The 18500-nt window shown below is 67.6% G+C and carries 21 protein-coding genes; 9 read left to right on the plus strand and 12 right to left on the minus strand.

The annotated features are described in order from the left end of the window. Positions 1-52 precede the first annotated feature (52 nt). Positions 53-979, minus strand: coding sequence for a diacylglycerol kinase family protein (locus E4J89_RS11780; RefSeq protein WP_136786333.1), 927 nt, complete (start codon positions 977-979; stop codon positions 53-55). 151 nt (positions 980-1130) lie between these two features. Here E4J89_RS11780 and E4J89_RS11785 point away from each other — a divergent pair, with 151 nt between their 5' ends. Further along, entirely contained in the window at positions 1131-3038 is a 1908-nt protein-coding gene (locus E4J89_RS11785) for a penicillin-binding transpeptidase domain-containing protein (protein WP_169303993.1), read from the plus strand. Between the two features lie 29 nt (positions 3039-3067). Here the strand turns inward: E4J89_RS11785 and E4J89_RS11790 are convergent, their stop codons facing one another. The 9 genes from E4J89_RS11790 to E4J89_RS11830 form a co-directional block, all read right to left on the minus strand. Beyond that, on the minus strand, positions 3068-3610 hold the full coding sequence (locus E4J89_RS11790; RefSeq protein WP_136786335.1) for a hypothetical protein: 543 nt from the start codon (positions 3608-3610) through the stop codon (positions 3068-3070). A 458-nt stretch (positions 3611-4068) separates the two neighbouring features. Then, positions 4069-4539 (minus strand): YbaK/EbsC family protein, encoded by a 471-nt coding sequence (locus E4J89_RS11795; protein WP_136786336.1) that lies wholly within the window; start codon positions 4537-4539, stop codon positions 4069-4071. A 29-nt stretch (positions 4540-4568) separates the two neighbouring features. Beyond that, the gene (locus E4J89_RS11800) at positions 4569-4865 is read right to left on the minus strand and encodes an acylphosphatase (RefSeq protein ID WP_136786337.1); all 297 of its coding nucleotides are present in this window, start codon (positions 4863-4865) and stop codon (positions 4569-4571) included. A 100-nt stretch (positions 4866-4965) separates the two neighbouring features. Then, on the minus strand, positions 4966-5355 hold the full coding sequence (locus E4J89_RS11805; RefSeq protein ID WP_136786338.1) for a VOC family protein: 390 nt from the start codon (positions 5353-5355) through the stop codon (positions 4966-4968). Between the two features lie 180 nt (positions 5356-5535). Then, a complete protein-coding gene (locus E4J89_RS11810) occupies positions 5536-5787 on the minus strand; it encodes a hypothetical protein (protein ID WP_136786339.1) in 252 nt (83 codons plus the stop codon). Positions 5788-6191: 404 nt separating this feature from the next. After that, the gene (locus E4J89_RS11815) at positions 6192-6569 is read right to left on the minus strand and encodes a glyoxalase superfamily protein (RefSeq protein WP_136786340.1); all 378 of its coding nucleotides are present in this window, start codon (positions 6567-6569) and stop codon (positions 6192-6194) included. Between the two features lie 57 nt (positions 6570-6626). After that, positions 6627-6836, minus strand: a complete 210-nt coding sequence (locus tag E4J89_RS11820) for a hypothetical protein (protein ID WP_136786341.1) — start codon at positions 6834-6836, stop codon at positions 6627-6629. Positions 6837-6970: 134 nt separating this feature from the next. Continuing rightward, positions 6971-7636 (minus strand): septum formation family protein, encoded by a 666-nt coding sequence (locus E4J89_RS11825; protein ID WP_136786342.1) that lies wholly within the window; start codon positions 7634-7636, stop codon positions 6971-6973. Between the two features lie 119 nt (positions 7637-7755). Then, entirely contained in the window at positions 7756-9003 is a 1248-nt protein-coding gene (locus E4J89_RS11830) for a pyridoxal phosphate-dependent aminotransferase (RefSeq protein WP_136786343.1), read from the minus strand. Between the two features lie 300 nt (positions 9004-9303). On the opposite strand from E4J89_RS11830, the gene E4J89_RS11835 reads away from it, so the two are divergent. Then, on the plus strand, positions 9304-9699 hold the full coding sequence (locus E4J89_RS11835) for a RidA family protein (RefSeq protein ID WP_136786344.1): 396 nt from the start codon (positions 9304-9306) through the stop codon (positions 9697-9699). A 145-nt stretch (positions 9700-9844) separates the two neighbouring features. Then, a complete protein-coding gene (locus tag E4J89_RS11840) occupies positions 9845-10948 on the plus strand; it encodes an NADH:flavin oxidoreductase/NADH oxidase (RefSeq protein ID WP_136786345.1) in 1104 nt (367 codons plus the stop codon). A 116-nt stretch (positions 10949-11064) separates the two neighbouring features. On the opposite strand, the gene E4J89_RS11845 is transcribed toward E4J89_RS11840, so the two are convergent. Then, entirely contained in the window at positions 11065-11538 is a 474-nt protein-coding gene (locus E4J89_RS11845) for a carboxymuconolactone decarboxylase family protein (RefSeq protein ID WP_127512457.1), read from the minus strand. A gap of 79 nt (positions 11539-11617) precedes the next feature. Here E4J89_RS11845 and E4J89_RS11850 point away from each other — a divergent pair, with 79 nt between their 5' ends. Both E4J89_RS11850 and E4J89_RS11855 read left to right on the plus strand, forming a co-directional pair. Next, the gene (locus E4J89_RS11850; protein ID WP_136786346.1) at positions 11618-12358 is read left to right on the plus strand and encodes a DUF427 domain-containing protein; all 741 of its coding nucleotides are present in this window, start codon (positions 11618-11620) and stop codon (positions 12356-12358) included. Between the two features lie 293 nt (positions 12359-12651). Beyond that, the gene (locus tag E4J89_RS11855) at positions 12652-13428 is read left to right on the plus strand and encodes a sigma-70 family RNA polymerase sigma factor (protein ID WP_136786347.1); all 777 of its coding nucleotides are present in this window, start codon (positions 12652-12654) and stop codon (positions 13426-13428) included. On the opposite strand, the gene E4J89_RS11860 is transcribed toward E4J89_RS11855, so the two are convergent. Then, entirely contained in the window at positions 13361-14377 is a 1017-nt protein-coding gene (locus tag E4J89_RS11860; RefSeq protein ID WP_240691866.1) for a glycosyltransferase family 9 protein, read from the minus strand. The two genes, E4J89_RS11855 and E4J89_RS11860, sit on opposite strands and share 68 nt — an antisense overlap. A gap of 154 nt (positions 14378-14531) precedes the next feature. Between E4J89_RS11860 and E4J89_RS11865 the strand changes: the two genes are divergently transcribed. Genes E4J89_RS11865 through E4J89_RS11880 form a run of 4 tightly spaced genes read left to right on the plus strand, consistent with a single transcriptional unit; the run spans position 14532 to position 18395 of the window. Next, positions 14532-15071: an HAD family hydrolase gene (locus tag E4J89_RS11865; RefSeq protein WP_136786348.1), complete on the plus strand. Its 540-nt coding sequence runs from the start codon at positions 14532-14534 to the stop codon at positions 15069-15071. Further along, a complete protein-coding gene (locus E4J89_RS11870) occupies positions 15068-16135 on the plus strand; it encodes a glycosyltransferase family 9 protein (protein ID WP_136786349.1) in 1068 nt (355 codons plus the stop codon). The genes E4J89_RS11865 and E4J89_RS11870 overlap by 4 nt, the downstream gene beginning before the upstream one ends. Continuing rightward, the gene (locus tag E4J89_RS11875; RefSeq protein WP_136786350.1) at positions 16132-17136 is read left to right on the plus strand and encodes a glycosyltransferase family 4 protein; all 1005 of its coding nucleotides are present in this window, start codon (positions 16132-16134) and stop codon (positions 17134-17136) included. The genes E4J89_RS11870 and E4J89_RS11875 overlap by 4 nt, the downstream gene beginning before the upstream one ends. Next, positions 17133-18395 carry a glycosyltransferase gene (locus E4J89_RS11880; protein ID WP_136786351.1) on the plus strand — a complete coding sequence of 421 codons (1263 nt, stop codon included), beginning with the start codon at positions 17133-17135 and terminating at the stop codon, positions 18393-18395. Before E4J89_RS11875 ends, E4J89_RS11880 begins: the two co-directional genes overlap by 4 nt. Positions 18396-18500 lie beyond the last annotated feature (105 nt).

The following is an 18500-nucleotide window of genomic DNA, read 5'->3' on the forward strand; positions in this document are numbered from 1 at the left end:
GCGGCAGCAGCCGCGCTCAGCCACGGCGGCTCACACCGCCGTCGTCCGTCGGTCAGTCCGCGGCCACCCGGACCAGCAGCGCGCCCGGGTCAACCCGCATCAAGAGCCGGGAGCCCAAGCCGATGTGGTCACCGTCCAGTTGCATCTCCTGCGGCCGGGCGGCGGTGATCTCCACTTCCTTGCCCTGGTAGTAGTCCACCGACGGGTCAACGCTCCGGCCGCGCTTGGCCAGCCCGGCCAGCACGCCAAGCCAGCCCAGCCGGCCGCGCGGGGAAATGGTCATGATGTCCAGCAGCCCGTCATCGATCTGGGCGCCCGGGAACATCTCGAATCCGCCCTGAATCTTGCCGCAATTGCCCCCCATCACGCTGCGCATTCGCAGGGTGACGGGTTTGCCGCCGTCAATGGACAGCGTGGCGCGGACCGGCTTGCCCGGGAGGTTGCGCAGCCCGGCCTCCACGTAGGCGAGCCAGCCGATACGGTCCTTGAGCCCGTCGTCCGTGCCGCCAATGACCGCGGCGTCGAAGCCGAGTCCGGCCATGACCAGGAACACCGCGCCGTCGCCTGAGCCGTCCACGGTCGCACGCACGGCGTCGATGCTCCGGTCTCGGCCGGTCAACGCGATGCGTACCGCGGTCTCCGGGTCGTCCACCGGCAGGTCAAGGTTGCGCGCCAGCAGGTTGCCGGTACCCAGCGGGATCACCCCCAACGGCATGTCCGTGTCGGCCAGCCGTCCGGCCACGCGGCGCACTGTGCCGTCGCCGCCGGCCGCGATGACAAGATCGACGCCCGCATCCAGCGCCTGCTGCGTCTGGCCCGCACCGGGGTCCTCCAGCGTGGTCTCCATCCAGAGCGGCGGCTGCCAACCGTTTTCGGCGCACGCATCCTCGACCAGCGCCACCAAATCAAAGCTGAAATTCTTCGAAGGGTTCCAGACCACCGCTGCACGGCGGGAGGCTGAGGGAGCGAATTCGGTCATGATGTCCTTACCTGGGTCCTGTCCGGCCGGCGCCGTGGCGTTGCAACCCGACGAAACCCATTCAAGCAGCATTCGCCGTCAGCCGCCCGGCTCGACATCGCCCCGGGGCGCTTATAAATTCGAACAGGACACTCTCGGATCCAGGAGAAGAATGCTTCGGCGCGCACTTGCACTCATTATGGCCCTGCTGCTGACAGCGGCGGTGGCTGCTTGCGCTCCGGAGCGGGAATCGCCGGACCCAGCAGCCCAGGCCCTGGCCAAAGGACTTGCCGCCAACGACGTCTCCACGGTGGCTTTCGCCGATGCCACCGGCGCCCAGGTGCAGGAGCAGTTAGCGGCGCTGACCAAAGAGATGGACCCGTGGCAGCCTGACGTCACCGTGACCGATGTGGAAGAGGTTGAATCCAACCTGTTCCGGGCCACCCTTTCCTATGACTGGCAGGTGCCGGACTCGGAGCAGAGCTGGAGCTACACCACCACCGCGGACCTGCACTATGCGGACGACCGTTGGCAGGTGCGGTGGACACCGCAGGTCGTTGAACCCTCGCTGACCGAGGGCGAGCGGCTGGTGCTGGCCACGGCCGAACCGCAGCGCGGCCAAATTCTCGACGCCGACGGCGAAGCGATCGTCAAGAACCGCTCGGTCAAGATTGTCGGAATCGACAAGAACGGACTGGACGAATCAGCCGCCGAGGACTCGGCCCGGGAACTGGCAGCGTTGGTCGACGTTGACGCCGCGGACTATGCGAAGAAGGTTGCCGCCTACGGGCCGGAGGCCTTCGTCGACGCGATCACCCTTCGTGAGGGCGCCTTCAAGAAGCTGGACCAGGGCAAGCTGGAGGACATCGACGGCTTCCTGGCCGTGGACGACGAGATCCCGCTGGCGCCCAGCCGCACCTTCGCCGGCCCGGTGCTGGGCTCCGTTCGGGAAGCCACAGCGGAGGACATCGAGAAGTCCGAGGGCAAGGTGGTGGCGGGCGAGACGGTCGGCGCTTCCGGCCTGCAGTCGGCCTTCAACAAAGAGCTCTCCGGTACCCCGGGAGTCACGGTCTCCGCCGTCTCGGAGCCGGCCGAAGAAGGCGCCGAAGCGCCCACCCGCCAGCTGTTCCACCAGGACGCGGCCGACGGCAAGGACTTGAAAACCACGCTGGTGCCGGACTTGCAGTCCGCCGCCGAAGACATCCTGGCCGACACCAAGTCGCCGAGTTCGATCGTCGCGCTGCGGCCCTCGACGGGCGCCGTCCTGGCGGCTGCCAACGGGCCGGACAGCGAAGGCTACAACACTGCGTTCCTGGGCCAGTACGCGCCCGGTTCCACCTTCAAGATCGCCACGGCCTTGGGGCTGCTGCGCAACGGGATGACTCCGGATTCCGCCGTCACCTGCGACCCGGAGCTGGTGGTGGACGGCCGGACCTTCGAGAACGCGGACAGCTACCCGGCGGCCTTCACCGGCAAGATCACCTTGACCGAGGCCATCGCCCACTCCTGCAACACCGCCTTCATCTCTGAACACCAGAAGCTTTCGCAGGACCAGCTCGCGGATGCCGCCGGCGCCCTGGGCATTGGCATGACGGCCAACCCCGGCATTGAGGCTTTTATGGGCACCGTGCCGCGCGAAGACTCCGAGGGCACCGCCCACGCCGCCTCGATGATCGGCCAGTCCCGCGTACAAACGTCGCCGCTGTCGCTCGCCACCCTGATGGCCGCCGTGGTGAAAGGCGGATCCGTGGTGCCCACGTTGGTGGACGGACACGATCCCAAAGCCGAGCTCCCCGATGTGCCGAAGCTGACCGAAAAGGAAGCCGAGCAGCTGCGCACCATGATGCGCTCGGCCGTGGTGGACGGCTACTTGGCCAATCTGGCCGATCTGCCTGGCAAGCCGGCGATCGGCAAGACAGGAACCGCCGAGTACGGCTCCGAAAACCCGCCGCAGACCCACTCCTGGGTGATTGCCGGCCACGGGGACCTTGCCATTGCAGTGTTTGTCGAGGACGGCAAGCTCGGCGCCGAAACGGCCGGTCCGCTGGCCGAGGCCTTCCTGGAAGCGGCTGCCGGCTAAGCCCGCCCGCCTGCCACGTGCGCTACCGCCTACCAGCGGTGGGCCACGTCAACCACTAGCCGGGACATCTTGCCCGGCCCGTCGAGCGTGAAGACCCTAAACGGCAGTCGGGCCCGTACGCCCAGGCCGATGGTGGTGTAGCCCTCGAAACTTCCGCCCCATGCGAGCTGGCGGAAGGTGGTGTAGCCATGGACGTTGGCCAGTTCCTTCGGGTGGGCGGGACGGTAGGTGGCGCGGCCGCTGGAATTGTAGGCCGGTGCCTTGATGACCACGGCCAGGTCGGCGCCGCCGCGCAACGGAATCACGCGCCCGGAGCCCTGCGCGCGCACCGTTCCATACCGCACCGAGTAGCCGGCCACGTCACCGCGGAGGGTAACAACCATGCGGTCATAGCAGGTGTGGCGACCGGTGCGGACATTAGTGATCGGGGCGGTGGTGCTCCCGGGTGCGGATTTGGCCGCCGATCCCCAGGAAATCCCGCAATAGGAGGCGGCGGACGCGGGGCCCGGAGCCACCAATCCCAGACCGAGCACCAGCAGGATCACGGACAGCCATGTGGGAAGCTTCCTCATGGCGCACCGCCTTTCATCGCGTGGCAGATGCACTCAGGATAGAAGCGTTTTCCGGTGCCGGACCGGGTGGTTTCGCGATGATGGTGAAACCGTTACGTCGCACTGCGCCGGACGGTGTTTCCTTGATCTTTCGGTGACCCATCCGCGGGCCGCCCCACCGGGAATCCGACTATTACGCGGGTACGTAACATAAATCACAATCCTGTAATTAGCACGCGACCAGTGGCATACTGTCAGCGTTAGCCGGTTTTCGGACCCCCCAATTTTGACCGGGCCGGCGATCCCCCAAGAGCCAGCCCCGCGTGAACACACCGCGGGGCTGGCGGTTTAATCGTCACACCTTGCTGCGTGCCGGAAGGGCGCTTCCCGGAAGCCCGTCTGGCAGCCGCCGTGGTCCCGGAAGCCTCGTCAGCCCGGAAGCCTCGTCAGTCCGGAAGCCCTCAGCCTAGAGGCCGTGGTTAGCCTGCCCTGACGTCCATCACCTCGGCCGAGGTGATCCGACGCAAGTCCTCGAAGCCGATCGAGAACATCGCACGATGATCACCGGCGCCGGCCCAGAGTACGGGATGGTCGGCCAGCGAACGATCCAGCACCGTGCGGATCGGCCCGGGGTGCCCCACGGGCGCCACACCGCCGATGGCTTGTCCGGTATGCGTCAGGACGAAGTCCGGATCCGCCCGCCGGATGCGCGCCAGGCCCAGCGCGGACGCCACCAGTTTCGTGTCCACCCGCGCTGCACCGCTGGAGAGGATCAGCAGCGGGCTGCCGCCGGAATCAAACACCAGGCTGTTGGCGATGGCGGCAACATCGCAGTCCAGCACCCGGGCCGCATCCACGGCGGTGGGCACCTCGTCGTCGAACACCGTGACGGTGTCCGCAACACCGCATCCCAGCAGGGCGGTCCGGACTGCGGCTACTGGGTTAGTCATGACCCGATGGTATCCAAGGGACGGAAGCCTCAGCCCACATCGAAGCCGCTGAGCTGGCCGGTCGCGGCCTCGTACGTTGTTTCGATGCCCCTGACCCGGCCCGGCGCCGCGCCGGATTCTAGTGCCGCCACCAGTTCCTCCACGGCGTCCTGCGGGCCCTCGGCCACCACGCCGACTGTTCCATTGGGGTGGTTCACCGCAGATCCGACGAGACCCAACCGCTCGGCCTGGTCGCGGGTCCAATAGCGGAAGCCGACGCCCTGTACCCGGCCGCTCACCGTCGCGCTGACGCGGACATTCCGGCTGGTCCCGTGCTGTTCGTCCATGCATCCCTCCTAGCGGCTCTGCCTCCAGCGTACGACGGCGGCTGCCCGCCTCAACCGGTTCCGGAGCCGGCCGCTTCAATGGGTTCCGGAGCCGCTCGCCTCAGCCGGTTCCAGAACCGTAGGGGCGGGTGATCGCCTCCAGGAAATGGCCGTCCGGGTCGCTGAAGTAGACACCGCGACCGCCGTCGTTGTGGTTGATGGTCCCGGGACGGTTTCTGGCTGGGTCGGCCCAGTAGTCGATCCCTGCCGCCTGGATGCGTTCGAAGATGCCGTCGAAGTCGTCTTCGCCGACTAAGAAGGCATAGTGCTGGGGCTGGACGCCTCCGTTGGCGTCGGCGTAATCCAGCGCCACACCGCCCTCCAGCGTGACCGTCATAAAGTGCCCGAACATCGGCTGCGGCGGACCAAGTCCAAAGATCTCCGCAAAAAATTCAGCCGACGCCTTCTTATCCGCGGCATAAACAATGGTGTGGTTGAACGAGACGGCCATGGTGCCCTCCGATTCAGGCGGCCGGACCTCCCGTGTCCCGTCCGGCGTGGCTCCATTCAACTCCGCGCCGGACCGAGGGACAAGGCCCGGGTCAGGCAGAACCGGCGCCTTAACGCAGTAGCGGACGAACCGGCACGTCTGGTGCCGGCGTCGTCCGCCTGTGGGTGGTGGCGCTGCTGTCTACGCCTGCTGGTCAGGCAAACGCCAGACCGTGCAATCTTGGGTGCTGATCGCGCGGCGTGAACCGTCAGCGTCGTCGCGGATCCAGACCAGGCCGACACCCGGCGCGGTGCGGTCGACACGGCCCCGGTACTGGACGGCGTTGTCCATGCGGGCCTCGACGGAATCGCCGCGGCGCAGATGCCCGAGGTTGCGGATCCGGGTGGGGGTGGAATTGACCAGTGGGGACTGACCTGTTGTGGATAGCGTCATACATGACCTCCTGTGTTGCGGGCGGAAAAGGGGGTGTCGAAGCAGACCGGGCCTTTGGTGAGGCCGGCCTGCCGCGGCAACGTTCTAGGACTGCTGGTTAGGCGAAAACGCCGGCCGATGCCGGCTGCAGAAAGGGCGCTAACAAAGGGGGAGGGGGAGCAAGGCGGCAGGGCGCGGGAAAGAGCTTCTCCGCTGATCTCCTGCTTCAAACATGCTGATCCCTCGGTAGTCCGTTCGCAGTTTCATTGAATGGAACGGGCGTCGTGGGCGGGTTTATTCCGATGCGACGAAAAAAGTTTGGTTCCTCAAACGTTGTTCCGGGCACTTGCAGGCCACGGGCCAAGATGGCCTGCGGGGCAGCGCAGACCAGACAGATGCAGACCAGACAGATGTGGTGGCTGGGGTCAGGAAGCGTCCCGGGGCGGCAGCTGCTGCAGCGACCACGTGTTGCCGTCCGGGTCGCTGAAGTACACGAAGTGTCCCCAGGGCTGCTGGTCTACGTCGCTGGCTTCGACGCCGCGTCCGATGAGTTCCTGCCGGGCTGCTTCGGCGTCGGAAACCACCATTTGCAGGCCCTGCTGCGAGCCGGGCGCCATGTGGGTGATTCCGTCGCCGATGACAATGGAGCAGGCCGAACCGGGCGGGGTGAGCTGCACGAACCGCAGCTCTGGATTCACTTGGTAGTCGTGGTCCGCATTGAAGCCCACCTGTTCCACGTAGAACTTCTTCGCACGGTCCACGTCGCTGACCGGAACGGCTACGAGTTCAAGTTTCATGTCCATGTCGGACACGCTAGCGCCCGCTTGGAGGTGGGGATAGGGGGAATCCTCCGAACGCGGTCAGTTCCTGTCCTGCAGCAGGCAGAGTTGGTACCCCTCGGACTTCTCAAACAGACTGCGCGGGTGCGAGCCGTTGTTGGCGAGCCAGACGATGTCCGCATCGAGCGTCACGGCATCAATCCGCCCGGTGCGCAGCATGATTCCGTCCTTGTGGACTTCCACCATGGTGCCGGGCACCAAGTCCCAGTTGTCGAGCGGGCTGTCAGGCATGTTGGTACTCCTCAAGTCGGGTCGTCGGCCGTTGCGCCACTTCTCCACACTGCAGGCGGACGCGGACGTCCACAAGAGGACCCGCCCGCTGTTCACGACGAATTAACACACCACGCCGTGCTGTGGCCGGGGCGTTAATTCGTGAAGTGACTTCGCTCCGACAAAAGCCCGGGCGGGCTGTACAAACACACGGAGTTACGCTCGCCGGCTTTCCAGTCTGCTTCCGTCGGAGAGAATGGCCCGAAGCTATGGCCGGGGGCCAATTTCTCGAGGTGCTGTTCAAGAAAATCTGCACACCAGCGGATGGCCTCATCACCCAGCGCGCGCTCGCCCGGATAGGGCTGGTCCGCATGGGTCACGACGCCGAAGACCTCGCCTTCGTGTGTCTCAGTGCAGGGCACGGGGAAGAGGGCAGCCTGCGTGGGGCCGGAGGAATATTCCCAGTCGAAGAACACACAATCGCCGGGCAGTGCAGCGCTCAAAGGCGAAGGCTTGGTCCCGGCCTGCCACTGTTCGGCCAGGAAGCTGTCAATGTAGGCGGTATTGGCCTCGGCATCCTCTTGGCTGAGGGCCACCTCCGGCTCAACGGCGGAACCGGAGGGCAGGGGAGTGGCAAAGCTGGCGGTTTCCGGACCAGCGCCACTCGCAGAACCGGACGATTCGCTGCCGGCGGTCGGCTCCGCCGTCGTACTCTCCGTTCCAACAGGTGCGGCGCGTGCGTCGGATGCCCCGGGCCCCGAACATCCGGCGATCAGCACCCCGCCCATCACCACGCAAGCAACCGAAAGCTGGATCCGCATGGTCCCCCGTTGTCAGCGCCGAGGCTGCCTACCAAGGCAGCCGAAACATCAGCAGCCTAACAGTGCGTCCCCTTGGATCCGGGATGCCGAGCCGCGGCCCGCGGGATCAACCAGCGGGATCAGCCAGCGGTGACAGCAGCGGCGGCGGCCGTCTTCTTCCGGTAGATGGCCAGGAAGGAGGAAATCCGGCGCACCGCCTCTTCGATGTCCTCTACCGAAGGCAAGATCACGAAGCGGAAGTGGTCCGGGGTGGGCCAGTGGAAGGCGGTGCCGTGCGAGACCAATATCTTCTGTTCCTCAAGCAGGTCCAGCACGAATTTTTCGTCGTCTTCGAAGGGGTAGACAGCGGGATCAAGCTTGGGAAACAGGTACATGGCCCCGGCGGCCGGGACGCAGCTAACACCCGGAATCTGGTTGAGCAGCCGGCAGGCCAGATCGCGCTGTTCGCGCAGCCGTCCGCCGGGCTTCACCAGGTCGCCAATCGACTGGTATCCGCCCAGCGAGGTCTGGATCGCGTGCTGGGCCGGCACGTTCGAGCACAGCCGCAGCGAGGCCAGCAGTTCAAGGGATTCCCGGTACGCGGCGGTCTCGGCGCGGGGGCCGCTGATGGCCACCCAGCCGGCCCGATAGCCGGGCATCCGGTAGGCCTTGGACAACCCGCTGAAAGTGAGCACCGGCAGATCCGGAGCGACGGAGGCGGTATGGATGTGGACGGCGTCCTCGTAGGTGATCTTTTCGTAGATCTCGTCCGAGAAGAGCACCAGGTCGTGTTTGCGTGCCAGTGCCGCGAACTGCTCCAGCACGTGCCGGGGGTAGACGGCGCCGGTGGGATTGTTGGGGTTGATCAGCACAATGGCCCGGGTCCGGCCGGTGATTTTGGCCTCGACGTCCGCCATGTCCGGCCACCAGTGGTTGTCTTCGTTGCACAGGTAGTGGACGGCCTTGCCGCCGGAGAGGGTTACGGATGCGGTCCACAGCGGGTAGTCGGGTGCGGGGATCAGCACTTCGTCGCCGTTTTCCAAAAACGCCTGCAGCGTCATGGAGATCAATTCGGAGACGCCGTTGCCAATGAAGATGTCCTCCACGCCGATCTGCATCAGGCCCTTGGTCTGGTAATACTGCGAGATCGCCGTGCGTGCGGAAAAGATGCCCTTGGAATCGCTGTAGCCCTGGGCTCCGCGCAGGTGGTGGATCATGTCCACCACAATGGATTCCGGCGCTTCCAGTCCGAACGGCGCCGGGTCCCCGAGGTTCATCCGCAGGATGCGGTGGCCCTCGGCCTCCATCTTCTTGGCCGCATGCAAAATGGGGCCGCGGAGCTCGTAGCGGACGTTCTGGAGTTTGCTGGAGTGCTGCATCGGACGCATGCCCTATGTTTTCACATCCGGCATAGACCGTTCATGTGGTGTTCGCCACGGCCGGCGTTCGGGCTGCCGCCGTTCAACACCGCCTGTTCAACACGCACGCCGTTCGGGCTGCCGCCGTTCAACACCGCCTGTTCAACACGCACGCCGTTCGTGCGGACGGTGACCGTTCATGCGGCCCATTCCCGTACTGGGTATTCAACCCGGCTGCATGAGAAAGCTTAGACGTCCGCGGGTCTGGTGCCCGGGACCGTAACGGCCTAGCGTATGAACCTCAATGCGGAGCAGCTACGGAGGAACGCCATGAGCCTGAAGCACATCAACCCCGAAGGTATGTTCCGCAGCCCGGCGTTTTCCCAGGGCGTGCTTGTGGACGGGCCCGGGCGGCTGCTGGTGGTCGGTGGCCAGAACGGCGTCAATGCCGACGGACACATGGTCAGCGATGACCTCGCCGGCCAGACCAGGCAGGCGATGCGCAACGTGCTGGCCGTCCTCAAGGAGGCCGGTGCAACCCAGCAGGATGTGGCCAAGCTGAATATCTACCTGGCCGCCGGACAGGACGCGAACGAAGGGTACGCCGCGGCCGCCGAGGTGTGGGGGCAGGTTCCGACGGCGATCACCGTGCTGCAGGTGGGCTCTGCCCGGCCCGGCGTCCTGGTGGAGATCGATGCCCTCGCGCAGGTTCCGGAAAAGGCCTGACGGACAAGGCTGATGTCCCGGCTGCCACGCCGACCGGGCCAGTCGTGCCTGAAGCCTGGGGCATGAGACCTGGAGCCTGGGCCCGGGCCTTGGGGCGCAACCCGGCACGGGAATAGCCGCTGCGGTGGCGCGGTTGGGGCTTCTCGTGAGTAAGCTCTTTGAACCCGCTACCCTGACCACCCCCGACGGCACCGGCTTGCGGCTGCGCAACCGCACGGTGCTGGCACCGATGTGCCAGTACTCGGTGAGCGCCCGCGACGGAGTGCCCAACGACTGGCATCTGGTGCACCTCGGAGCCCGGGCTGCCGGCGGCTTCGGACTCGTGGTTGCCGAGGCCACCGCAGTGGTCCCTGAAGGCCGGATCTCCGACCGCGATGCCGGCCTGTGGAACGACGCGCAACGCGACGCGTGGAAGCCCGTGGTGGATTTCGCCCACAAGCAGGGGGCGGCGATCGGCATCCAGTTGGCCCACGCCGGCGCCAAAGCCTCTACCTACCCGTGGTTGCCCGAGCAGCCCGAGGGCTCCATCCCGGAGGCCGACGGCGGCTGGGAGACGGTGGCCCCCTCAACTACCGACATCTTCGGCTTGGAGCAGCCCCATGCCATGGACATCCCCGAGATCCAGGCATCCGTCCAGAGCTGGGCCGACGCTGCCCGCCGAGCGGACGAGGCCGGGTTTGACGTTGTGCAGATCCACGCAGCCCACGGCTACCTCATCCACCAATTCCTCTCCCCGCTGACAAACCACCGTGAAGACGCCTACGGGGGCAGCTACGAAAACCGCACCCGGTACGCGCGCGAGGTCATCGCGGCGGTGCGGGCCGTCTGGCCGGACCATAAGCCGCTGGCGATCCGCCTCTCCGGAGACGACTGGGTCGAGGGCGGCTGGCGGTTGGCCGACACTGTCCGCTTTGTTGGCGAGGCACGGGAGCTCGGGGTCACCGCGTTCGATCTCTCCAGCGCCGGCATCGGGGCCTACCACGGACCCTCCGGCCCGGGTTTCCAGGTGCCGCTCGCTGCCGCCGTGCGCGACGCGCTGGAGGGCACGGATTCGTTCGTCACCGCCGTCGGGCTGCTGACGGACCCGGCGCAGGCCGAACATGTGGTGGTCACCGGGCAGGCCGACGGCGTGAGCGTTGGCCGGGCTGCGCTGAAGGACGCGCACTGGCCGGCGAACGCGGCGAAGGTTCTGGGAGTGGCCCGCGACGGCAACCCGCGCGCGGACCAGTACTGGCGAGCCGCCTGGTAGACGGAGCTCGGTCCGACGCCGGCGGGGTGCCGCGCCGCAATAGGTGCGCCCCGCCGTCTTACGCTGCCACCACAGCGGGGAGGCGCACCCGATTGGTGCGTCCCCGTCGTCGTGCCTTATTTGTTGGGGCGGACGCGGTGCTTGCTGACGATCGAGACCCGATTGAACGCGTTCATCGCGACCGTGATCCAACTGACCGCGGAGAACTCCTCGTCGGTGAGCTGTTCGCGGGCGGCCGCATACTCCCGCTCCTGGCTGTGGTGGGCCGGAAGCTCGGTCAGCGCCTCGGCCAAGGCCAGCGCCGCGCGCTCCTTGTCTGTGAAGACTTCGGTGTCCCGCCAGGACGGAAGCACGGACAGCCGCTGCGCCGTTTCGCCTTCGCCCAGCGCAAGCCGGGTATGCATGTTCAGGCAGTAGGCGCATCCGTTGATCTGCGAGATGCGCAGATTGAGCAACTCCACCAGCTTCCGGTCCAGGCCCGCGGCTTCCGCAGCCTCGCCGACCTTGAGCGCTAGACCGTTGAGGGCGCGGTACGCCGCCGGGGTCTGCTTGTCGATGTAGATGTTGGCGCGACGTTCGTCGGTGCTCACTCAAGCCTCCTGATCACTGGGGTGAATTCCCATTCTGGCACTCTGCCCGGCAGGACCGGAGAAGAGTAGCGTGTGGCCCATGGAATTCGAGAAACCCTTTGCGGAGCCCACCGCGCGCCGGATCCGGGTCCGGCTGGGTGGAAGCCTAGTGGCGGACAGCACCCGGGCCAAGCTGCTGGTCAGCTATGGGCCGGGCGGACTGCCCACGTACTACGTGCCGCGGGAGGACGTGACCCCGGGCGCGCTCGCCAATCCGCACGCCGGATCCGCCGGCCAGCAGGTCTGGGACGTGACCCTGGGCAGCAAGCGGGCTGAAGCCGGCGCGTGGGAGCACCCCAATCCCACCGGCGCGTTGGCCGAATTGGCCGGACACGTGACATTCTCCTGGCGGCAACTGGAATGGTACGAGGAGGACGAACGGGCGCTGGTGCATGCCCGCGATCCCTACAAGCGGGTGGATACGCTGCGCAGTTCCCGCCGCGTCCAGATTTACCTTGAGGGCCAGAAGGTGGCCGACAGCATCCGCCCGCTGCTGCTCTTCGAAACCCACCTGCCCGTCCGCTACTACCTGCCGGCCGCGGACGTACGGACCGACCTGCTGGAAGCCAGCGACACCGTCACCAGCTGCCCCTACAAGGGCATGGCCCGGTACTGGTCCGTCCGGCTGGGCGAGAACATGATCCGCGATGTGCTGTGGAGTTACCCGGACCCGATCCCGGAAAACCCCAAGATCCGCGACCTGTTCTGCTTCTTCAACGAGCGCGTGGACCTGGTGGTCGACGGCGTCACGCAGGAACGGCCAGACACTCCCTGGTCCTGAAACAGCCTTGGGCGGATCTGAACCGGTGCTGAAACAGCCCCAGGCGCACCTGGACCGGTCCTGAAACAGCCCCGGCCCGGCCCTAACGCCGTCGTCGTGCCGGGAGCAACCCTGCACTGAGAACCCGGCGTCCCGCCGGACTGCTTCTGCCGCTTATACCTTCTTCTCCGCGGAGAAGAAAAGGCTTTTGATCATTTTTCCCACGCCAACCTGTTGCACAATCAGCATGCTTATGTTTTCTTGGGGAGAAGCGATTCTGGTCCCGCACTTCCCCGAGTGAGAGTGATCTGGCGATGCATTTCAACGAGGCTGATGTGCAGGTGTTGTTCCGCAGAGCGAGGCGCGCGAAGGGTTCCTTGCGGGCGGCGCTGGAAGAGGAACTGGTTCTGGGGCATCTGGGCATCGCGGAAGGAATTGCCCGCAACTATTCCGGCCCGGGGCGGGAGGTCGACGACCTGCTGCAAGTAGCCCGGCTGGGACTCCTCAAGGCGGTCCGTGGTTTTGATCCGGACCACGGTGCCGGCTTTGCCGCCTACGCCGTCCCCACCGTGCACGGCGAATTGAAGCGGTATCTGCGCGACAGTTCGTGGATGGTCCGGCCGCCGCGCCATCTTCAGGACTTGCGGACGGCGGCCATCAAGATGACACCGGAGCTGGCGCAGCGGCTGGGTCGGGAACCGCGCCTGCAGGAATTGGCCGATGCGCTCGCGGAATGCCCGGATGCCGTGGCCGAAGCGCTGAATTGCCACGGCAGCCTGCGGCCGGAGTCATTGGACGGAACCCCCGAAGGGCAGAGCCTGGCCGAGTCGCTGGCAACGACGGACGGCGGTACCGAACGGACCGAGGAACTGCTGATGCTGCGGGGGGCCATCCGTGAGCTCGAACCGCGGGAACGGCAACTGCTCTTTTACCGCTACTTCCAGGAAGAATCGCAGCGCCGGATCGGCGAACGGATCGGCATGACGCAGATGCAGGTGTCCCGAACGCTGGCCCGGATCCTGGTTAAGCTTCAGCGCCGGGTGTTGGGGGAGCAGCCAGCGCCGGCCCGGCAGCCGATGCGGACGGCGTAATCACCGGAAGTTGCGCAACCGCCGCCAGGACATCGTCGGCGCTGACGGCCAGCAGCGCCGGGTCGGGGTCGGCAGCGAATGTCTCGCCGAGCCGCAGTTTTGCGTCCGTCAGGACGGTGTGCGGTCCGGGCGGCGGCCCCCACACGCTGACCGGTGCAGGACCGAAGATGACCACTGACGGCCTGGCGTAGGCGGAGGCCAAATGGGCCGCTCCGGTATCGGCGGAAATCACGACGGCGGCCTCGGCGACCGCGGCAGCGAATTCCGCCAGCGACAAGGTGCCGGCGACGACGGATTCCGGCCCCAGTCCGGCCAGCTCGGCGACGGCCTGTGCCCGCGGCCGTTCCGCAGTGCTGCCGGTGAACAGGATCCGGTGCCCTTGGGATGCCAGTTCGCGGGCCACGGTGGCGAACCGTTCGGCGGGCCAGAGCCGGCTGCCGTATGCGGCGCCTACGTGAAGTACCGCCGCTCCCCGGCAGGGGCTGGGCACCCCCGGGGTGTTGAGCCGGTAGTCCAGCGGATCGGCGTCAATCCCGTGCCACTGCAGCAGGCGGGCCCAGCGCTCGCGTTCATGCACGTCTTCCGGCCACACCGGACCGTTCCAGCCCGGGGCGTCGTGTCCGATCCGGACCTGCGGCATCAGGGCTTCCAGCCTGCCGCGGCTCTCCGGGCCGTTGCCGTGCAGGTTTACCGCGATCTCCACGCGGCCTGGCGGCAGCGCCAGTGGAACATCCAGCCCGTGCGTGGGCAGCGGGTCGTCCACACACCCGGTCAGTTCGAGGATGGGCCGCAGCCAAGCCTGGGCGGCGTAGAGAATTCGGTGGTCCGGGTATGCCGCCCGCAGCGCCCGCAGCGCAGGAACCGCAACCAGCAGATCGCCCAGCTTCAGCGCCCGGAGCACCAGCAGCTCCGGCCGCCCGTCCCGTTCCAGTTCTTGAGGTTCGGCCACTACGCCCTTCCTTCCGCGCTAGCTGTGGCCCATCCTGCCAGATGCCTGCAGCATCCGCTTGCCGTGCCCGGTGCTGCCGCCGCCGGACGGGCGCATGCCAAAACAGGGGCAGCCGAAGTGTTTAGGTCACGGCTTTGCTGGGAACAGTGCTGGTATGAGCGCAGCCGCAGTCTCCCCGCCGCGGGCCATCCTGTTCGACCGGGACGGCACGCTGGTCACGGACGTGCCGTACAACCCGGATCCGGAAATGGTCCGACCGGTGGCGGGGGCCCGCACAGCGGTCGAGTCGGTCCGGGCTGCCGGGCTCTCCTGCGGTGTGCTGACCAACCAATCCGGCATCGGACGCGGCCTGTTGAACCGGGAACAGGTCAACGCGGTCAACGCGCGGGTCGAAGAGCTGCTGGGCCCCTTCGACGTCTGGGAGATCTGCCCCCACCATCCCGACGACCTCTGCCGCTGCCGGAAACCGGAGCCGGGGATGATCCTGTCGGCCTGCCGCCGGCTGGGACTGGACCCGTCCGAGGTGGCCTACATCGGGGACATCGGGGCCGACGCCGAGGCTGCCGCTGCGGCCGGCGCGACGGGGGTGCTGGTGCCGACACCGGTCACCCGGCACGAAGAGGTGGAGGCCGCCGACCTGGTGGCAGAGAACCTGGCCGAAGCCGTCTCGCTGTTGCTGGCAGGCCGCCCGTGAGCCGCGTGCTGGTGGCGCGGCTGGACAGCGCCGGAGACGTGCTGCTGGCCGGGCCTGCGGTGCGTGCGGTGGCGGCCGGGCAAGGGCGTGGTCCCAACGACGTCATGATGCTGTGCGGCCCGCAGGGCAAAGCTGCCGCGGAGTTGCTGCCCGGCGTGGCCGAGGTTTTCAGCTGGGCCAGCCCGTGGATCGTGGACCCTGCACCGCCGGCAAGCCAGCACCACGTCGCCGCGCTGGCTGACTGGGTACGCAAATCCCGCATCTCCGAGGCCGTCATCCTGACCTCTTTCCACCAGTCCCCGTTGCCGCTGGCGCTGCTGCTGCGGCTGGCCGGCGTCGGGCAGATCACCGGGGCCTCCGTGGACTACGCCGGTTCGCTGCTGGACCAGCGGCTCCGCCCGGGAGAAGACTTTCCGGAGGACCAGCCGGAGGCCGAGCGCGCGCTGGGGATTGCGGCGGCCGCAGGCTACCGGCTGCCCGCCGGCGACGACGGCCGGCTGCAGGTCCGCGACATTCCGGATACCTCCTCGCTGACCGGCGACGAGCCATATATTGCGGTGCATCCCGGCGCTGCGGTCCCGGCAAGGGCCTGGCCGCCGCTGCACCATACCGCTGCCGTCGAGTTGCTGATCGGCGCCGGATACCGGGTGGTGGTCACCGGCGGTCCGCAGGAGCGGGAGCTGACCGCCACCGTGGCCGTCCCCGGTGCGCTGGACCTGGGCGGGCAGACAGACCTGCGGAGCCTGGCCGGGGTGCTCGCCGGAGCCTCCGCCGTCGTCACAGGAAACACCGGACCTGCGCACCTGGCCGCTGCCGTCGGCACTCCGGTGGTGTCGCTGTTTGCGCCGGTGGTGCCGGCGATCCGCTGGGCGCCCTACAAGGTCCCGGTGGAGCTGCTCGGCGACCAGCATGCGCCGTGCCGGCTCAGCCGCGCCCGCATCTGCCCCGTTCCCGGGCACCCCTGCCTGTCCAATGTGACTCCTGAAGAAGTGCTGGAGGCCGTCCAGCGGCTGACCCGCGGCGTGACGTACCTGTCCGCCCGGAGAAAGACGAGGAACGCATGAAGATTTTGCTCTGGCATGTCCACGGTGGATGGACCGACGCCTTTGTCCGCGGCCGCCACGAGTACCTGCTCCCCGCCACGTCCGAGGGCGGCGCGTGGGGGTTGGGCCGCGCCGGCCGCGACTGGCCGCCGTCGGTGCGGGACGTGGAGCCGGGCCGGCTACGCGACGAAGAACCCGATGTGGTGGTGCTGCAGCGGCCCGAGGAGATTGCCGAATGTGAGCGGCTGCTGGGCCGCCGGCCGGGACGGGACATTCCCGCGGTGTTTTTGGAGCACAACACGCCCAAGGGCGATGTGCCCAACTCGCTGCATCCGCTGGCCGACCAGCAGGACATGACGGTGGTGCATGTCACCCACTTCAACGAGTTGTTCTGGGACTGTGGAACGGCGCGGACCACCGTGATCGAGCACGGCATCGTGGACCCCGGAAAGCTCTACACCGGGGAACTGGAACGGCAGGGCGTGGTGGTCAACGAACCGGTACGCCGCTGGCGCGTCACCGGGACAGACCTGCTGCCGGCCTTTGCGCAAACCGGGCCACTGGAAGTGTTCGGCATGGGAACCGACCAGCTGGCCGCAGCGACCGGGCTGGGTCCCGACCAGTTGCGTGTCCGCGGGGATTTGCCCAGCCACCTGCTGCACGCCGAGCTGGCCCGCTGCCGGCTCTATCTGCACCCGCTGCGCTGGACTTCGCTGGGCCTGGCGCTCCTGGAAGCCATGCATCTGGGCATGCCGGTAGTAGCGCTGGCCAGCACCGAGGCCGCCCGGGCGGTTCCACCGGAGGCCGGTGCCATCTCCACGGACGTGGAGCAGCTGCGCCGCCAAGCGGCACGGCTGCTCACCGATCCGGACGAGGCAGCGGCACGCGGCGCCGTCGCGCGAGAGGCCGCACTGCAGAACTACGGGCTGCAGGCCTTCCTGGACAACTGGGACAGCCTGCTGGCCGAGACCACAACACGCACCGGACGGGCCATGGCCGCCAACGAAAGGAGAGAGCCGTGAGGATATCGATGGTTTCCGAACATGCCAGCCCGCTGGCCGCGCTCGGCGGGGTGGACGCAGGCGGCCAGAACGTACACGTGGCCGCCCTTTCCGCAGCGTTGGCCCGGCGCGGCCACACCGTGAGCGTCTACACCCGCCGCGATGACCCAATGCTGCCGGTCCGCGTCGTCATGAGGCCCGGGGTGGAAGTGGTCCATATCAACGCCGGCCCGCCGGAACCGGTCCCGAAGGACGAACTGCTGCCGTTCATGGGCCAGCTGGCCGACGGCATCAGCGCTGACTGGGCGGCGAACCCGCCGGACGTGGTGCACGCGCATTTCTGGATGTCCGGCGTCGCTGCGCTCGACGCCGCCCGCCGCCCTGGCGGCTGCCCGGTGCCGGTGCTGCAGACCTTCCATGCACTGGGCACCGTGAAGCGACGCCACCAGGGCGCCCAGGACACCAGCCCGGCACAGCGGGCCTGGCTGGAACCTTCCGTGGGCCGCGAGGTGGACCGGATCATCGCCACCTGTTCGGACGAGGTGTTCGAGCTGGCGGCCATGGGCATCCCGCGCGGCCATGTGTCCATCGCGCCCTGCGGGGTGGACTTGGGGCTTTTCAGCGCCGACGGCGAGGCCGAACGTCGCGGCCGGACCCACCGGATTGTCACCCTGGGCAGGCTGGTTCCCCGCAAGGGCACCGATCTGGCCGTGCGCGCCCTGCGGCTGCTCAAGGACCAGGGCCTTGACGACGTCGAGCTGCTGGTAGTGGGCGGGTCTGCCGGGGCGGCCGGGCTGGCGTCCGACCCGGAGGCGCAGCGGCTGCGCAACGTGGCCCGCGACCTCGGCGTGGAAGACCAACTGGTGCTGCGCGGCCAGCTGTCCCAGACGGAAATCCCGCCGGTGCTGCGCAGCGCCGACGTGGTCATCTGCGCGCCGTGGTACGAACCGTTCGGGATTGTTCCGCTGGAAGCGATGGCCTGCGGTGTCCCGGTGGTCGCGGCCTCGGTCGGCGGCCTGATCGACACCGTGGTGGACCGGAAGACCGGGCTGCACGTGCCGCCGCGCGATCCGCAGGCGGTGGCGGACGCCGTGGCCGAGCTGCTGGCCGATCCGCAGTTGCGCCGGGAACTTGGCAAAGCCGGGCAACACCGCGTCCGCACCCGCTACAGCTGGGACCGGGTGGCGGCGGACACCGAAAAGGCCTATCACTTGGCGGTCAGCCACGCGTCCAGCGCAGTCACCGCCGGAGCGCGGCAACTGGAAGGAGAGGCACTGTGAAACGCGCAGTCACGGGCGGTAGCCCAACAACCGCCAGCACCGGTGCGCTGACCTCTGCCGGGCCGATTGCCTCGGCGCGGACCGCAGCCTATCTCTGGCCGCCCG

Origin of the sequence: Arthrobacter sp. CAU 1506 (assembly GCF_005047635.1) — a bacterium.
Taxonomy (GTDB): Bacteria; Actinomycetota; Actinomycetes; order Actinomycetales; family Micrococcaceae; genus Crystallibacter.

What these genes read in the sequence shown, in the direction of transcription:
- E4J89_RS11780 (WP_136786333.1), bottom strand. Translation starts at nt 979, where the DNA reads ATGACCGAATTCGCTCCCTCAGCCTCCCGCCGTGCAGCGGTGGTCTGG.
- E4J89_RS11785 (WP_169303993.1), top strand. Translation starts at nt 1,131, where the DNA reads ATGCTTCGGCGCGCACTTGCACTCATTATGGCCCTGCTGCTGACAGCG.
- E4J89_RS11790 (WP_136786335.1), bottom strand. Translation starts at nt 3,610, where the DNA reads ATGAGGAAGCTTCCCACATGGCTGTCCGTGATCCTGCTGGTGCTCGGT.
- E4J89_RS11795 (WP_136786336.1), bottom strand. Translation starts at nt 4,539, where the DNA reads ATGACTAACCCAGTAGCCGCAGTCCGGACCGCCCTGCTGGGATGCGGT.
- E4J89_RS11800 (WP_136786337.1), bottom strand. Translation starts at nt 4,865, where the DNA reads ATGGACGAACAGCACGGGACCAGCCGGAATGTCCGCGTCAGCGCGACG.
- E4J89_RS11805 (WP_136786338.1), bottom strand. Translation starts at nt 5,355, where the DNA reads ATGGCCGTCTCGTTCAACCACACCATTGTTTATGCCGCGGATAAGAAG.
- E4J89_RS11810 (WP_136786339.1), bottom strand. Translation starts at nt 5,787, where the DNA reads ATGACGCTATCCACAACAGGTCAGTCCCCACTGGTCAATTCCACCCCC.
- E4J89_RS11815 (WP_136786340.1), bottom strand. Translation starts at nt 6,569, where the DNA reads ATGGACATGAAACTTGAACTCGTAGCCGTTCCGGTCAGCGACGTGGAC.
- E4J89_RS11820 (WP_136786341.1), bottom strand. Translation starts at nt 6,836, where the DNA reads ATGCCTGACAGCCCGCTCGACAACTGGGACTTGGTGCCCGGCACCATG.
- E4J89_RS11825 (WP_136786342.1), bottom strand. Translation starts at nt 7,636, where the DNA reads ATGCGGATCCAGCTTTCGGTTGCTTGCGTGGTGATGGGCGGGGTGCTG.
- E4J89_RS11830 (WP_136786343.1), bottom strand. Translation starts at nt 9,003, where the DNA reads ATGCGTCCGATGCAGCACTCCAGCAAACTCCAGAACGTCCGCTACGAG.
- E4J89_RS11835 (WP_136786344.1), top strand. Translation starts at nt 9,304, where the DNA reads ATGAGCCTGAAGCACATCAACCCCGAAGGTATGTTCCGCAGCCCGGCG.
- E4J89_RS11850 (WP_136786346.1), top strand. Translation starts at nt 11,618, where the DNA reads ATGGAATTCGAGAAACCCTTTGCGGAGCCCACCGCGCGCCGGATCCGG.
- E4J89_RS11855 (WP_136786347.1), top strand. Translation starts at nt 12,652, where the DNA reads ATGCATTTCAACGAGGCTGATGTGCAGGTGTTGTTCCGCAGAGCGAGG.
- E4J89_RS11865 (WP_136786348.1), top strand. Translation starts at nt 14,532, where the DNA reads ATGAGCGCAGCCGCAGTCTCCCCGCCGCGGGCCATCCTGTTCGACCGG.
- E4J89_RS11875 (WP_136786350.1), top strand. Translation starts at nt 16,132, where the DNA reads ATGAAGATTTTGCTCTGGCATGTCCACGGTGGATGGACCGACGCCTTT.